At 65.1% G+C, this 13,861-nt stretch carries 14 protein-coding genes; 2 read left to right on the top strand and 12 right to left on the bottom strand.

The window, feature by feature from the left end; translation table 11 throughout:
• Positions 1 to 395: 395 nt before the first annotated feature.
• From IEV58_RS16185 to IEV58_RS16165, 5 genes are all read right to left on the bottom strand, one after another.
• On the bottom strand, positions 396 to 1,313 hold the full coding sequence (locus IEV58_RS16185; RefSeq protein WP_188410859.1) for a phosphotransferase family protein: 918 nt from the start codon (positions 1,311 to 1,313) through the stop codon (positions 396 to 398).
• Positions 1,300 to 1,767: a DUF1178 family protein gene (locus IEV58_RS16180; RefSeq protein WP_188410858.1), complete on the bottom strand. Its 468-nt coding sequence runs from the start codon at positions 1,765 to 1,767 to the stop codon at positions 1,300 to 1,302. Before IEV58_RS16180 ends, IEV58_RS16185 begins: the two co-directional genes overlap by 14 nt.
• Complete coding sequence (locus IEV58_RS16175) at positions 1,764 to 2,627, bottom strand: carbon-nitrogen hydrolase family protein (RefSeq protein ID WP_188410857.1); 864 nt, start codon at positions 2,625 to 2,627, stop codon at positions 1,764 to 1,766. The genes IEV58_RS16180 and IEV58_RS16175 overlap by 4 nt, the downstream gene beginning before the upstream one ends.
• Entirely contained in the window at positions 2,627 to 2,890 is a 264-nt protein-coding gene (gene grxC, locus IEV58_RS16170) for a glutaredoxin 3 (protein ID WP_188410856.1), read from the bottom strand. Before grxC ends, IEV58_RS16175 begins: the two co-directional genes overlap by 1 nt.
• A 96-nt stretch (positions 2,891 to 2,986) precedes the next feature.
• A complete protein-coding gene (locus tag IEV58_RS16165; protein ID WP_188410855.1) occupies positions 2,987 to 3,754 on the bottom strand; it encodes a ComF family protein in 768 nt (255 codons plus the stop codon).
• Positions 3,755 to 3,845: 91 nt separating this feature from the next.
• Between IEV58_RS16165 and IEV58_RS16160 the strand changes: the two genes are divergently transcribed.
• Positions 3,846 to 4,742: a methyltransferase domain-containing protein gene (locus IEV58_RS16160; RefSeq protein ID WP_188410854.1), complete on the top strand. Its 897-nt coding sequence runs from the start codon at positions 3,846 to 3,848 to the stop codon at positions 4,740 to 4,742.
• Here IEV58_RS16160 and IEV58_RS16155 read toward each other — a convergent pair whose 3' ends face one another.
• The 4 genes from IEV58_RS16155 to IEV58_RS16140 all read right to left on the bottom strand — a co-directional run bounded on the left by IEV58_RS16155 (position 4,743) and on the right by IEV58_RS16140 (position 7,666).
• A complete protein-coding gene (locus IEV58_RS16155) occupies positions 4,743 to 4,943 on the bottom strand; it encodes a Flp family type IVb pilin (RefSeq protein WP_229729525.1) in 201 nt (66 codons plus the stop codon). It abuts the gene before it with no gap.
• A gap of 32 nt (positions 4,944 to 4,975) precedes the next feature.
• On the bottom strand, positions 4,976 to 5,392 hold the full coding sequence (locus tag IEV58_RS16150; RefSeq protein ID WP_188410853.1) for a (deoxy)nucleoside triphosphate pyrophosphohydrolase: 417 nt from the start codon (positions 5,390 to 5,392) through the stop codon (positions 4,976 to 4,978).
• A gap of 42 nt (positions 5,393 to 5,434) precedes the next feature.
• Positions 5,435 to 6,676 carry a bifunctional glutamate N-acetyltransferase/amino-acid acetyltransferase ArgJ gene (argJ, locus tag IEV58_RS16145; protein WP_188410852.1) on the bottom strand — a complete coding sequence of 414 codons (1,242 nt, stop codon included), beginning with the start codon at positions 6,674 to 6,676 and terminating at the stop codon, positions 5,435 to 5,437.
• An 81-nt stretch (positions 6,677 to 6,757) separates the two neighbouring features.
• Positions 6,758 to 7,666: a peptidylprolyl isomerase gene (locus IEV58_RS16140; protein WP_229729524.1), complete on the bottom strand. Its 909-nt coding sequence runs from the start codon at positions 7,664 to 7,666 to the stop codon at positions 6,758 to 6,760.
• 284 nt (positions 7,667 to 7,950) lie between these two features.
• Between IEV58_RS16140 and secA the strand changes: the two genes are divergently transcribed.
• On the top strand, positions 7,951 to 10,788 hold the full coding sequence (gene secA, locus IEV58_RS16135) for a preprotein translocase subunit SecA (protein WP_188410850.1): 2,838 nt from the start codon (positions 7,951 to 7,953) through the stop codon (positions 10,786 to 10,788).
• Between the two features lie 140 nt (positions 10,789 to 10,928).
• Here the strand turns inward: secA and IEV58_RS16130 are convergent, their stop codons facing one another.
• The 3 genes from IEV58_RS16130 to IEV58_RS16120 form a co-directional block, all read right to left on the bottom strand.
• Positions 10,929 to 11,165, bottom strand: coding sequence for a BrnA antitoxin family protein (locus IEV58_RS16130; RefSeq protein WP_188410849.1), 237 nt, complete (start codon positions 11,163 to 11,165; stop codon positions 10,929 to 10,931).
• Positions 11,166 to 11,243: 78 nt separating this feature from the next.
• Positions 11,244 to 12,599: a L,D-transpeptidase family protein gene (locus IEV58_RS16125; protein ID WP_188410848.1), complete on the bottom strand. Its 1,356-nt coding sequence runs from the start codon at positions 12,597 to 12,599 to the stop codon at positions 11,244 to 11,246.
• A gap of 172 nt (positions 12,600 to 12,771) precedes the next feature.
• Positions 12,772 to 13,728: an acetyl-CoA carboxylase carboxyltransferase subunit alpha gene (locus IEV58_RS16120; protein ID WP_188410847.1), complete on the bottom strand. Its 957-nt coding sequence runs from the start codon at positions 13,726 to 13,728 to the stop codon at positions 12,772 to 12,774.
• Positions 13,729 to 13,861: the final 133 nt, after the last annotated feature.

Below are 13,861 nucleotides of genomic sequence, written 5' to 3'. Positions count from 1 at the left end.
CCGAAAACCGGACGGTCCCGCAAGGACAACGCCGCCTACGTTTCTCTTTCTTCCTATGAACTTGTCAAACAGCAGCGCCCGCACAAAACGGACTTCCCACTAAATGGGCAAAAACCATACTCCCTCCCCACCTAAGTGAGAAGCCACAAAGCGAACTTCGTGGAAGGAGAACCTTCGAAACCGGCCCGCAATCAGCGGCGCCCCCTCGTTGGTGGGCGGTATATAGGCGGCAGCCCCTCCGCCTGTCAAGCGCCTGTTTTCGAAGTTTCTTTTGGCAGATATGCCCTGCCGCGAAACCGCGTGAGTCTCTCGGGCGAAGGCTGTGTGCGCCGCCTGTCGGGGCCAGGCCCAGGCGCCCTTTCCCCCTGGTGCGGACACAAAAAATATCCGCTGATTCAGGCCCGCCCGAAAAAACCGCCGACAGCCCTGTGACTCACCCAGGCCGCAAGATTGTCCAGAAGCGCCGTTCTCAGGGCCGGATCGTGTCCCTCCTCCGCCAGTTCCGTCAGCCGCAGCACACCGCTCAGGACATCCACACGTTGGCGGTCGATCAGCCGCCCCGTCAGCGTCTCATAGGCGGCGATGATACGCCCGGTCAGATCGGCGGAGATCCAATTGGGATAGATGAACTCCTGGGTCAGATCGCCGAAGCCGGAGTCGGCAAAGTCATAGATGCCGTTCAGGCGCTGCGCGTCGTGATCGAAGGCCATGTTCCAGCCGTGGCCATCGAAGAACCCATAGGTCATGCCGTGCGGGTCAGGCTCAAGATCGCTCCAGGCGGCAAGGCAGGCCTGGGCGAAGGCCCGCAGGTCCGGCGGCAGCATGGCGTGGGTCCTCCGGAGGATGTCCTCCGCATCAAGCCATTTTCGGATGGGCCGTGCCCCCGCCTTCTCCATCACGGCGACATCCTGCTCGTGGAGCTGGGCGAAGAACTGGGCCATGGCGTCGGCAAGGCGCTGCCGCCCATGGTCTGGTAAGGCTTGATATCCCTCGGCCAGGAGGTGTTCGCCGGGAATTATGTCGTGGCGGGAGAACAGCATCTCTCCTTCCACGAGCACCGGCGCCGGCACCCGCATGGTGAGTTGCGGCGCCAGCACGGCGAGCAGGCCGACCTCCCGCACCAGCGCCGCGGCAGCCAGGCTGTTTCGGGGAAACTTGAAGATAAAACGGTCGTCGGCATTGACGGCGAGGCTGTCCCAACCGGCCGTCATCGCCACCAGTCGGGCATCCGCCAGATCGGGAAAGGCCGCGGCGATATGATCGCGCAGTGTATCCAGTGTCGCTGGCGTTGAACCTGCTCTAATGCCCGTCATCAGGCAGGCTTGGCAGGGGAAGGAAGCTGACGCCCTCCTCGGCAAGGGAGGCTGCCTCGTCGAGCGTCGCCTGGCCATAGATCGAGGCGGGATCACGCTCGCCGTAATGGATCTTGCGCGCCTCCTCGGCGAAGCGCTCGCCGACATTCTCCGAATTCTTGGCGACGTCGTCGCGGAGCGCCTTGATGGCCGCCCGCAAGGCCTTCTCACGCTCACCGAGCAGCGCCACCGGGACCGGCGCTTCGGCCACAGGCGCAAGCTCGGGGGCATCGGGGGCCTTGTTCTGCCGCGCGCCGCCCAGCGCGGGAGACATCAAAGCCTTCCCGACCTGGCTGGACCCGCAGACGGCGCAGGACAGGAGCCCCCGCTCCAACTGTTCGTCAAAAGCGGATGACGATTGAAACCAGCCCTCGAATTCATGGCCGGCATCGCAGGCGAGGGAATAGCGGATCATGTGGCAACCTTGAGGTAGGCAGGCGTTTCGCCACGCGCTACCGCAAAGCGGCGTCCATTTTCAAGCACCGGGATTTGCGCGCGCGCCTGTGCGACAAGGGAAAGATCGATCTCGGCCATGACAAGCCCAGGCTCCGAGCCCCCCTCCGCCAGAACCCTGCCCCAGGGATCGACCACCAGTGAATGGCCGAAAGTCTCCCGTCCATCTTCATGGGTGCCGCCCTGAGCGGCGGCCAGCACGAAGGAGCCGGTTTCGATCGCCCTCGCCCGCAGCAGCACATGCCAATGCGCCTCGCCCGTCTGCCGGGTGAAGGCGGCCGGCATGGTCAGTATTTCCGCTCCCGCCTCCGCCAGCGCGCGATGCAGCGCCGGAAACCTCAGGTCATAGCAGATGGCAAGGCCGAGCTTGCCCCAAGGCAGATCGGTGGTGACGGCGATCTCGCCCGGCCGATAGGTCGCGCTCTCGCGCCAGCTTTCCCCGTTGGGCAGATCCACGTCGAACATATGGATCTTGTCGTAGCGGGCGGCGATCTCACCGTCGGGCGAGATGACGAAGGCACGGTTGGCGATCCTGTCGTCGGAGACCTTGATGGCCAGCGAGCCGAGATGCAGCCAAATCTTGTGCCGTTTGGCCCGGTCGCGCAGCACGGTCAGCGCGACATCATCCTCTTCCGGCTGCACGGCCGCCATGACTGCTGCGCGGTCACGGTCGATCAGGCTCGTCATTTCCGGCGTCTGCACATAATGCGCGCCCGCCTTCGCCGCCTCGTCGATCAGGGCCGCCGCCGCCTCTATATTGGCCTCGATCTTGCGGCCGGACCGCATCTGCACCAGGGCGGCGGTGAAGGAGGACGCGGCCATCAGGACAGTCCTTCCTTGGCCAGAAGCGGATCAAGCGCGCCGCTGCCATCGAGATCAAATAGGTCGTCGCAGCCGCCCACATGGGTGTCGCCGATGAAGATCTGGGGCACGGTGCTGCGCCCGGGCGCGCGCTCCAGCATCTCCTGGCGGGCGCCGGGCGCCTGCGTGATGTCGATCTCGTTGAAGGCGGCGCCCTTGGCCGTGAGGAGCTGCTTGGCCCGCGCGCAATAGGGGCAGAACGGCTTGGTGTAGATCGTGATCATGGTTGCGATATTCCCCCATGCGGAAACCTTGTCCAGCAAGAACTGGCACGCGGCACGTTAAAAATCTGCCGCTGCCGCAACGCCTCCGTGCGGGGATCACGCACGATCGGCAACCACGGCCGCGACGACGGCATCGACGCGCTCCGCACCGGCACGGCGCAGCGCATGGGCCGCCGCATTCAGCGTCGCGCCCGTGGTGAGAACGTCATCGACCAGCACAATGTTTCGCCGGTGCACGGCGAGCAGCCCCGCTTCCGTCACCTTCATGGCGCCGTGGAGATTCTTGCCGCGCTCGCTCGCGCTCAGCCCCACCTGCCGGGACGTGCGGCGCACGCGGGAGAGAACCTCCGGCGCGTAGGGGATACCCGTCTCTCGCGACAGCGCGCGGGCAAGCTCGCCCGCCTGGTTGAACCGCCGCCCCATCATCCGCGTCCAATGCAGAGGCACCGGCACGAGAAGATCGGCTTCCTCAAGCACCTCGCGCCCAGCCCGGGCCATCCAGCGGGCGATGGCCGGCGCAAGATCGGGCCGGTCTCCATACTTCAGACGATGGACAAGACGGCGCGCGGCGCCATCGTACCGCATGGCAGCACGGGCGCGGTCGAACTTGGGCGGGTTTGAAAAGGCCTGGAGCGATACCGCTCCGGGCAGCATGCCCGGCGGCAGCGGAATGCCGAGGCGGTCACAGCACGGCGCGTCGATGAAGTCGGTCTCGCGCCAGCAGGTCGTGCAGAGCGCGCCCTCGCTGCCGACGGGTCTCTCGCAGGCAAGGCAAACCGGCGGCAGGACGAAGCGGTAAGCCAGCCGCCCCAACCGGGCGGCGAGCCTGAGTGCGCGAGAGTAGGCAGGCGCGGCGTCATCCATGACGGGATGCTAGAGCGTTCCGAGGCAAGGGTGAAGCGTCTCGAACATGCACCCGTTTGACGCAACCGCTGAAAGAGCCTAAGGCGCCTTCATGGCCGCACCTCAGATCTTCGACCGCAAGCTCCTCGCCCGCCGCCGGGCTCGCGCCGCGGCGGCAGGCCATGCCGACGACGTGCTGCTGCCCCTGGTCGCGGAGGACCTGGGCGACCGGCTTTCCGCCGTGCTCAGGGATTTCCCCCTCGCCATCGACCTTGGCACGCCGGGGCCCGATGTGGCGGCGACGGTGTCCCGCGTCTCCCGTGTCGGCACCGTCTTTCGGGTTGCCGATACGGTCGAAGCATTACCCAGCGGAACGGCCGTTCTCGCCGATGCCGAACATCTTCCCTTCGGTGACCAAAGCCTCGATCTCGTGGTCTCCGCCCTCGCCCTCCATTGGGTCAACGACCTTCCCGGCACGCTGATCCAGATCCGCCGGTCGCTGAAGCCGGACGGCCTCTTCCTGGCAGCCATGGTGGGCGGCGATACGCTGACGGAACTGAGGCAGTCCTTCGCACAGGCGGAATCGGAGGTCCTCGGCGGCCTCAGCCCGCGTGTCGCGCCCTTCGTCGACGTGCGGGATCTTGGCGCCTTGCTGCAGCGCGCGGGGTTCGCCCTCCCCGTCACCGATGTGGACCGGCTCACCTTTCGCTTCGGCTCCATCTTCGGCCTGTTCCGCGACCTACGCCTGCTTGCCGCCACCAATGTGCTGGCTGAGCGCCTGCGACAGCCGCTCAGCCGCCGTCTGCTGGCGCGCGCGGCGGAAATCTACGCGGAGCGGTTCAGTGATCCGGACGGGCGTCTGCGCGCCACCGTCGACATCGTCTGGCTGTCGGGCTGGGCGCCGCATGAGAGCCAGCAGAAGCCGCAGAAGCCCGGATCGGCGAAGATGCGGCTGGCCGACGCGTTGGGAACGACCGAGATCAAGACCGGCGACAAGACCGGCCGCTGATCACTCCGGATCAGGCCCGCCAGTCAGGGCATCGGCAATGAGGTCCAACGCGGGGAGCGGATGTTCCCCGATCGCCTTCACGGCGACGACGAAAGAGATCGAGATCACGGCGCCGATCATGGCGTACTCGATAGCCGTCGCGCCCCGCTCATCCTGCCGGAAGGCCTTCAGTATCTGGGTCGCGGCCGCATAAAACATCATCACGTCGGGTCCGATCAGACCGCTTTTGGGCTTCACAGAAGATCGATGAGATGGGCGATCAGCGGTTCATCCGCCGGCGGCATGGGATAGCTGCGCATGTCGCGCGGTTTGACCCAGGCAAGTTTCTGCCCCTCGTTCGGTGTCACTATCCCCTCCCAGCGCCGGCAGACATAAAGCGGCATCAGAAGGTGAAAGCTCTCATAGCCATGGCTCGCGAACGTCAGCGGCGCGAGACATGGCTCCCGGACATCGATCCCCAGTTCCTCCCGCAATTCGCGGATCAAGCCTGTTTCCGGACGCTCGCCGGCTTCGAGTTTGCCCCCCGGAAACTCCCAAAGCCCTGCGAGCGCCTTTCCTTGCGGGCGCTGCGCCAGAAGCACGCGCCCGTCTGCATCCACAAGCGCGCAGGCAACAACAAGAACCATGCGTAGCTGCAGATCCAGCGTCATGAGACTACCATCCGGAGATTAATATTTGCTGCAAACGCGACGCTATGATCGGTAATCGGCGTTAATGGAAATGTAGTCGTGGGTGAAATCACAGGTCCAGACCCGCGCCGCGCCCGTGCCGAGGCCGAGTTCGGTGCGAATGTTGATGTTCTGGCCCTTCATATAGGCCGAGACCTTTCCCTCGTCGTAGGTCTTGTCGCGGGCGCCCTCGACCGCCACGCGAATATCGCCGAACCAGATGGAAAGCCGGTCACGGTCCGCTGGCACGCCGGCCTTACCGACCGCCATGACCACGCGGCCCCAATTGGCGTCCTCGCCGGCGACTGCCGTCTTCACCAGCGGTGAATTGGCGATGGAGAGCGCGATGCGCTTGGCGTCCTCGTCGCTGGTGGCGCCAGCCACATCGACCGTGACGAATTTGGTCGCGCCCTCGCCGTCCTTCGCCACCTGCTGGGCGAGATCGATCAGGAGATCGTCCAAGGCTTCGGCAAAAGCCCCAAGGCGCGAATCGGCGGCATCGGTGATGGCGGGCGCGCCCCGCTTTGCCGCCGCGCCGGTGGCGAAGGCGATCAGCGTATCGGAGGTCGACGTGTCGCCGTCCACCGTCATGCAGTTGAAGCTCTTCTCGGTGCCGCGGGCCAGCAGCGCCTGAAGCGCTTCGGGCGCGATCTCGGCGTCGGTGGCGACGAAGGACAGCATGGTCGCCATATCGGGCGCGATCATGCCTGCGCCTTTGGCAATGCCGACGATGGTGACCTCTGTGCCGCCGAGATCCGCCCGGCGCACCGCGCCCTTGGGGAAGGTGTCGGTGGTCATGATAGCGCGTGCCGCCGCTTCCCAGCGGTCGGGAGCCAGCTCGCCGGCGAGGCGATCGAGAACTCCTTCGAACTTGGAAGCATCGAGCGGCTCGCCGATGACGCCGGTGGAGGCAAGGAAGATCTCGCCCTCCCCGCAATCGAGCGCATTGGCAGCGATCCGCGCCGTCAACGCCACCGCCTCCCGGCCCTTGGCGCCGGTGAAGGCGTTGGCGTTGCCCGAGTTCACCACCAGCGCCCGCGCCATTCCTCCCGGCAGCACCGAGCGGCACCATTCCACGGGTGCGGAAGGACAGCGCGACCGGGTGAAGACGCCGGCGACACTGGTGCCGGGATCAAACGCCATCAGCAGCACATCGGTGCGGTTCTTGTAGCGGATGCCGGCCTCGGCGGTGCCGATGCGCACGCCCTCGATGGCGGGCAGCGCAGGAAAACCCGTGGGCGCCAGGGGAGAGACTTTCGATGCCATGATGAAGGCCCTGTTGAGGCGAAGGAAGAGGTGCCGCTTGAGGCCGCGCCGGGTCACACCGACCGAGGCGCGGCCGAAAGATCAGTTGGCCGGTGCCGGTGCCGCCGGCTTGCCGCCTTCGGCCGGAGCTTCGGGAGCAACCGGACCGCCGATACGCTCGATCTTGGCGTCCTTGCGCAGCCCTTCGATGGTGTCCTGCTGCGACTTGCGCTGCAGGTAGACCACGATCTGGTCACGCACCTGGTCGATCGACGGAACCGGCTGGTCGCGCTTGTCCTCAACCTTGATGACGTGCCAGCCGAACTGGGTCTTGATAGGGTCGGAAACTTGGCCCTTGTCCAGCTTGAAGGCGGTTTCGGCGAATTCCGGCACCATGGTCTCTTTGGTGAAATAGCCGAGATCGCCGCCATTCTCCTTGGAGCCCGGATCCTCCGACAGCTCCTTGGCCAGCGCCTCGAAATCGCCGCCCTCCTTCAGCTTCTGGGCAACATCCTTGGCCTTCTTCTCGGCCTCGGCCATGCCGGCTTCGTCTTCGGCGCGGAACAGGATATGGCGGGCTCGCACCTCCTGCTCGGGCTTCGTGCTTTTTACCGTCTCCTCGTAGACCTTCTTGATCTCATCCTCGGTGACGGCCTCGTCCCCCTTGGCGGTGAGATAGGTGTCCATCAGCGCCTTGTCGCGCAGGTAGCCCATGGTGCGCTTGAAGTCCTCGCTCTCCTGCACCGCATCCTTCTCCGCCGCGCGGGCGATGAGCTTGGTGTCGATCAGGAGGCGTGTCACCGCTTCGCGCTTCTGCTCCTCCGGCATGGCGCCCAGCGCCTGGCCGAAGTCCTTCATGGCGAGCTCGACATCTGCTTCGGTAATCTCCGCGCCGTCGACACGCGCCACCACCTTGTTCTCTTGCGCCAGCGCCGTTACGGCCGCCAGCGGCGAGGCGATCAGGCAGGCCGTCAGGGGCAGAGCCAAAAGATGCCGGGGGATAAAACGCATATGAGCCATCCTTGAGATGAGTTTTCGTGGCGGGGCCTTCGGTCCCGGTCGCTGGCGGGAGAGCTTGGTGCGCCCCCTTTGATTGACAACCCTTGGGGCGGTTCTTATCTCTCGCCCGGCGCAGCTGTTCAACAGGCTGCGCGATGATTTCTGCGTGCGCACCATGTCCGAATAACATGGCGAGAATGGGAAACACCATTCCGCCCGTGTCCAGGTCCCGTGACGACGCTAGAATGATAATCGTCCCGCGTGGGGGAGCCCCGCGCAAAACGTTAGGATTTCGCATGTTCGGCGCTCTTGCCCGTCGCGTCTTCGGCAGTTCCAATGATCGGATCGTCAGTTCCTATCGCTCCAAGGTTGCGGCGATCGGCGAATTGGAACCCGAGCTGCAGAAGCTTACCGACGATGAACTCCGCGCCCGCACCGAGCACTTCCGCCGCGGGCTGGCCAACGGCAACACGCTCGACGATCTCCTCGTCCCCGCCTTCGCCACCGTGCGCGAGGCGGCTCGCCGCGTGCTCGGCCAGCGCCATTTCGACACACAGCTCATCGGCGGCATGGTGCTGCACGGCGGCTCCATCGCCGAGATGAAGACCGGCGAAGGCAAGACGCTGGTCGCCACCGCGCCGGTCTATCTCAACGCCCTTCTCGGCAAGGGCGTCCATGTCGTCACGGTCAACGATTACCTCGCCCGCCGCGACGCCGAATGGATGGGCCGCGTCTATAGCTTCCTTGGGCTTTCCACCGGCATCATCGTGCACGGCATGGACGATGAGCAGCGCCGCGCCGCCTATGCCTGCGACGTGACCTATGCCACCAACAACGAACTCGGCTTCGACTATCTGCGCGACAACATGAAGTATGACGTCGGCTCCATGGTGCAACGCGGCCATGGCTTCGCCATCGTCGACGAAGTGGACTCCATCCTGGTGGACGAGGCGCGCACCCCGCTCATCATCTCCGGTCCCATGGACGACAAGTCGGAGCTCTATGTCGCCATCGACAAGTTCCTCCCCCAGCTGGTGCCGGCCGATTACGAGCTTGACGAGAAACAGCGCACCGTGACCCTGACCGAGGAGGGCAACGAGCACATCGAGCAGCTCCTGCGCGATGCCGGCGTCCTGAAGGAGGGTACGCTCTACGACATCGAGAACGTCACCCTGGTGCATCACGTCAATCAGGCGCTGAAGGCCCACACGCTGTTCCAGCGCGACAAGGAATACATCGTCCGCAACGGCGAAGTGATCATCATCGATGAATTCACCGGCCGCATGATGCCGGGCCGCCGCTTCTCCGAGGGCCTGCATCAGGCGCTGGAAGCGAAGGAACACGTGCAGATCCAGCCGGAAAACCGCACGCTCGCCTCCATTACCTTCCAGAACTATTTTCGCCTCTACAAGAAGCTGGCCGGCATGACCGGCACGGCAGCCACCGAGGCCGACGAGTTCCTGGATATCTACAACCTGCCCGTGGTCGAGATTCCGACCAACCTGCCCATCGCCCGCGTCGACGAGGACGATGAGGTCTACCGCACGGCGGGGGAAAAATATAAGGCCGTCATTTCCGAGATCGAGCGCGCCCATGAGAGGCTGCAGCCGGTTCTGGTCGGCACGGCATCCATCGAGAAGTCCGAGCTCCTGGCCGATCTTCTGAAGAAGTCCGGTTTCAAGCAGATCGACTTCACCGATCCCTCTTCCATCGAGAAGCTCTACTCTTCCGCCCGGTCGGGCAAGCCGAGCCGCCAGTTCGCCGTGCTGAACGCGCGCTTCCACGAGCAGGAAGCCTTCATCGTGGCCGAGGCCGGCATCCCTGGCGCCATCACGATCGCCACCAACATGGCCGGCCGCGGCACCGACATCAAACTCGGCGGCAACGCCGATATGCGTATCGCCGAGGCGACGCAGGGCGTCGAGGATGAGGCCGAACGCGCCGCGATCATCCAGAAGGTGGAGGCCGAGATCGCCACCTTCCGGGAGGTGGTGCTGAACTCAGGTGAGCTGCAGGAGATCGAGCCGGCCAAGGGCTCAAGGCCCGCGAAAACCGTGCAGAAGCCCGGCGGCATCTACATCATGGGCACCGAGCGCCACGAGAGCCGCCGCATCGACAACCAGCTGCGCGGCCGCTCGGGCCGCCAGGGTGACCCCGGCCGCTCCAAGTTCTTCCTGTCCCTGCAGGATGACCTGATGCGCATCTTCGGCTCCGACCGCATGGACGGCATGCTGCAGCGCCTCGGCCTGCAGGAGGGCGAGGCCATCGTCCACCCCTGGATCAACAAGGCCATCGAAAAGGCGCAGAAGAAGGTCGAGGCCCGCAACTTCGATATCCGCAAGAACCTCCTCAAATACGACAACGTCATGAACGACCAGCGCAAGGTGGTCTTTGAGGAACGGCGCGAGCTCATCGAGCAGGAGAATGTGGCCGACACCGTGCGCGACATGCGCCATACCGTGATCGAGGAAATGGTCTCGCGCCATATCCCGGCCAACGCCTATCCGGAGCAGTGGGACACCGAGGGCCTTGCGACCGAGGTGGCCGAGAAGCTCAATCTCGACGTGCCGGTGGTCGCCTGGGCCCAGGAGGAAGGCATCGCCGAGGACGACATCCTTCAACGCCTGACGGAAGCGGCCGACAAGTCCGCCAGTGAGCGCGTGGAGCGCTACGGCCCCGATGTCATGCACCATGTGGAAAAGGCGATCCTGGTGCAGACGCTCGATGGCTTGTGGCGCGAGCATCTAGTGACGCTCGATCATCTGCGCCAGGTGGTGGGCCTGCGCGGCTATGCCCAGCGCGATCCGCTCAACGAATACAAGACCGAAGCTTTCGAGCTCTTCCAGGCCATGATGGCGCGCCTGCAGGAAGCCACCACGGCCCAGCTCATGCGGGTGGAAGTGGTTCAGGCCCCGCCGCTGGAAGAGCAGCAGCTTCCCGCCATGGAAGCGCATCATTTCGATCCGAACACCGGTGAGGACGAGATGGCGCTGGCAGCACCCTCCGTGCGGGAGCTCGCGGTCGGCGACATCAATCCCAGAGATCCCTCCACCTGGGGCAAGGTCCAGCGCAACGCGCTCTGTCCCTGCGGCTCCGGCAAGAAGTACAAGCACTGCCACGGCAAGCTGGACTGAACACTGCCACGGCAAGCTGGACTGAATTCTAAAGCTTACCTGCATGAAAACGCCCGGGCTCCCGGGCGTTTTTTGTTTGCCGGTGCCCCGAGCACCCGGTTTTCAGGATAGATAATCGCAGGCAAACGTCCGCCTGTGGATCATTCGGGCTGCCCCTCCACATAGGTGCGCAGCACATCGTTGATGCGGTCTTGCCAGCCGGGGCCGTCGTTCTGGAAGTGCTCCAACACCGCCTGGTCGATCTTGAGCGTGACGGCCTCGCGGGCGCCGGGAGCGGCTGTGCGGGCCGGTGCGACCTCCGCCCTGGGCGCGGGCTTGCGGAACAGGGCCTCGGCAGCGTCGAGGGCGTTTGTGGGGCGGCGCGGTGTGCTGGCCATGAGAGTTCCTCCGGAAAAGACTAAGGGCGACGCGGAGTGCCGCATCGCCCTTAGATAATCACAAGATGTGCCGCGGCGTCAGTTGCCGGCGTAGGCCGTGCGCGGACGCGGGGACGGCGCGGGCACGGCGCCCGTGATGGCCGGAGAAACCTGCGCGGGCGCGCCCGTCTCCGACCGATCACCACCCAGCCAGCCAAGGCCCGGGATACGCTTGTAGAACGGTCGATTGCCCGAGGCGCTGGCCTCCACCACCTGCGGCACCGGCGTGATCGGCGCGGGAGCGGCCACGGCCGCGGCGGGCTGCTCCGTCATGACCACCTGCGGCGCCGGTGCTTCGGCCCTGGCCTCATCGCGGCTGCCGCGCAGCCAGGCGAACCGGCTGGAGCGGGCTTCTTCCGTCGAACGGGCATTTGCCGCGAGAGCCACTGGGCGCGGCGCCGGAACCGGGACGGCACCGGCTATGCGCACGGGAGAAGCCGCGGATGTTGACGTTGCAGGCGCACGCTCGGCGGCGGCGACCTGTACGATCGGTTGATCCAGCGACCGGCGGACGCGGCCGTTCTGCGGCACATAGGCAGACGCCAGCGTGTAACCGCCGCCGACCAGTTCGGCAAAGCGCCGCTCGTCCTGCTTCTGCTTGGCGCCGACCGCCGAGGCGATCTGTACCGGCACGGAATAATTAGGACAGGTGCTGGAGGCATCAAAGCGCGAGCCGCCCGCATCGGCGTTGAACACATAGCGGCGGCTGCAGACGTCGACCTTCGGCTCCAGCTTTGTCACTTCGAAGTGGTCGGAACCTTCCTTCAGGTTTTTCCAAAAGGCGAAATTGGGGTCGTTGCGGCGGCGGGCCATGTTTTCGGCCGTCATGCGGAACGGCATCGCCTGGACCTGGAACGAGCGCTGGCCGCCGGAGAAGGCCTCGCGCGCCAGAGCATAGACCTCGGCCATCTGCTCGTCGGTCATGGCATAGCAGCCCGCCGACAGGCAGTCGCCATGCACCATGAGGTGGTTGCCCGAACGTCCGTAGGATTTATCGAAAGCGTTGGGATAGCCGATGTTGAACGACAGGTAATAGCTCGACTTCGGGTTCATCTGGCCCGGCGCGACGGCATAGAAGCCTTCCGGCGCCTGTTTGTCGCCCTCGCGCTGCTTGGGCCCGAGCGTCCCGGACCAGCGGCAGATGTCGTAATCCTTCAGCATCGCATAGCGGCCGTTGGAAGCTTTCTTCCAGACCTCGAGCTTGGATTCTTCCTTGTAGATGCGCACCAGGATCGGGTCCTGCTTGCGCATGCCCTTCTCTTCCATCAGGGCCATCGTCTGCGACGGAATGGGCTGGAGGTGCCGGGTGCTGGCGAGTTCCTGCTGCTCGCAGCCGGCAAGGGCCAGGCCTGCGGCCAGCACGAGCACAAGGCGGGAAGAAGCGCGTTTGATCATGGTGATCCCGTTTACACGTCCCCGATACGCTGGGGAACCTGATTAAGGCCCCATAGCGTTACCAAGCCGTTACCACAAAATCTTGAAGCCAGCTACGTCCGTTATTGGACGGAGGTGGCGGCCGTGCGTTTCCATTCGGCCGGTTCCTACAGCGCCGCCGCCGGCAACGGCATCAAAGGGATCGGCCGATCGCCAGGAACTTCCTGCGCCGCTCGGCACGGACATCCTCACGCGACAGGCCTCCAAGATCGTCAAGCGCATTGGCCAGGGTCTCGCCGACGGATGCGAAGACGGCGGCTCGGTCGCGGTGGGCGCCGCCGACAGGCTCCTGGATGATGCCGTCGATGATCTTCAGGCGCTCCAGGTCCTGCGCCGTGATCTTGAGGTTGGCGGCGGCGTCAGGCGCGCGCGTTGAGTCCCGCCACAGAATCGAAGCCGCGCCTTCGGGCGAAATGACCGAATAAATCGCATGCTGCAGCATGTAGACCCGGTTGGCCGTGGCGATGGCGATGGCGCCGCCCGAGCCGCCCTCGCCGATCACGATGGCGATGTTGGGCACGCCCAGCCCCAGGCAGGCATCCGTGGAGCGGGCGATGGCCTCCGCCTGGCCGCGCTCTTCGGCGCCGATGCCGGGATAGGCGCCTGCCGTGTCCACGAGGCTGACCACCGGCACCTCGAACCGATCGGCAAGCTCCATCAGGCGCACGGCCTTGCGATAGCCTTCCGGCCGCGCCATGCCGAAGTTGTGGCGCAGGCGGCTCTCGGTGTCGGAACCCCGCTCCTGGCCCATGACCATCACCGGCTGGCCGCGAAACCGGCCGAAGCCGCCCATGATGGCCTCGTCCTCGCCAAAGGCGCGGTCGCCGGCGAGCGGCGTAAATTCGGTGAAGAGCGCCGAAATGTAGTCGGTGAAATGCGGGCGGTTGGGATGGCGCGCCACCAGCGTCTTCTGCCAGGGCGTCAACTGGGTATAAAGCGCCGCCAGGGCTTCGTCGGCCCGCTCCTTCAAGCGGTTGACCTCGTCGTCGATGGAGACGGTCTCATCGCCGTTCTCGGCAAGGGCCTTCAGATCCGCGATCTTGGCTTCAAGTTCGGCGACCGGCTTTTCGAAATCGAGATAACTACGCATACCCTGCCCTTGACCGGCCCATAGGGCCCTCGGAATTGGGCGGAGTTAGGCGCAAGGCGTCTACCGGTGTCAAGTTTTCTCCACCTGCTCACACGAGTGTGCGGTTGCGATACGGATGGGGCATCGCGGATGA

The sequence above is a fragment of the Agaricicola taiwanensis genome (genome assembly GCF_014635245.1).
Lineage (GTDB): Bacteria > Pseudomonadota > Alphaproteobacteria > Rhizobiales > Methylopilaceae > Agaricicola > Agaricicola taiwanensis.
Note: the sequence above shows the minus strand (reverse complement) of the source record. Positions and strands in the feature narration are given on the sequence as shown.

Excerpts from the sequence above, each read along its gene's own strand:
- IEV58_RS16185 (WP_188410859.1), bottom strand. The coding sequence starts at position 1,313 with ATGACGGGCATTAGAGCAGGTTCAACGCCAGCGACACTGGATACACTG.
- IEV58_RS16180 (WP_188410858.1), bottom strand. The coding sequence starts at position 1,767 with ATGATCCGCTATTCCCTCGCCTGCGATGCCGGCCATGAATTCGAGGGC.
- IEV58_RS16175 (WP_188410857.1), bottom strand. The coding sequence starts at position 2,627 with ATGGCCGCGTCCTCCTTCACCGCCGCCCTGGTGCAGATGCGGTCCGGC.
- grxC (WP_188410856.1), bottom strand. The coding sequence starts at position 2,890 with ATGATCACGATCTACACCAAGCCGTTCTGCCCCTATTGCGCGCGGGCC.
- IEV58_RS16165 (WP_188410855.1), bottom strand. The coding sequence starts at position 3,754 with ATGGATGACGCCGCGCCTGCCTACTCTCGCGCACTCAGGCTCGCCGCC.
- IEV58_RS16160 (WP_188410854.1), top strand. The coding sequence starts at position 3,846 with ATGGCCGCACCTCAGATCTTCGACCGCAAGCTCCTCGCCCGCCGCCGG.
- IEV58_RS16155 (WP_229729525.1), bottom strand. The coding sequence starts at position 4,943 with ATGATGTTTTATGCGGCCGCGACCCAGATACTGAAGGCCTTCCGGCAG.
- IEV58_RS16150 (WP_188410853.1), bottom strand. The coding sequence starts at position 5,392 with ATGACGCTGGATCTGCAGCTACGCATGGTTCTTGTTGTTGCCTGCGCG.
- argJ (WP_188410852.1), bottom strand. The coding sequence starts at position 6,676 with ATGGCATCGAAAGTCTCTCCCCTGGCGCCCACGGGTTTTCCTGCGCTG.
- IEV58_RS16140 (WP_229729524.1), bottom strand. The coding sequence starts at position 7,666 with ATGCGTTTTATCCCCCGGCATCTTTTGGCTCTGCCCCTGACGGCCTGC.
- secA (WP_188410850.1), top strand. The coding sequence starts at position 7,951 with ATGTTCGGCGCTCTTGCCCGTCGCGTCTTCGGCAGTTCCAATGATCGG.
- IEV58_RS16130 (WP_188410849.1), bottom strand. The coding sequence starts at position 11,165 with ATGGCCAGCACACCGCGCCGCCCCACAAACGCCCTCGACGCTGCCGAG.
- IEV58_RS16125 (WP_188410848.1), bottom strand. The coding sequence starts at position 12,599 with ATGATCAAACGCGCTTCTTCCCGCCTTGTGCTCGTGCTGGCCGCAGGC.
- IEV58_RS16120 (WP_188410847.1), bottom strand. The coding sequence starts at position 13,728 with ATGCGTAGTTATCTCGATTTCGAAAAGCCGGTCGCCGAACTTGAAGCC.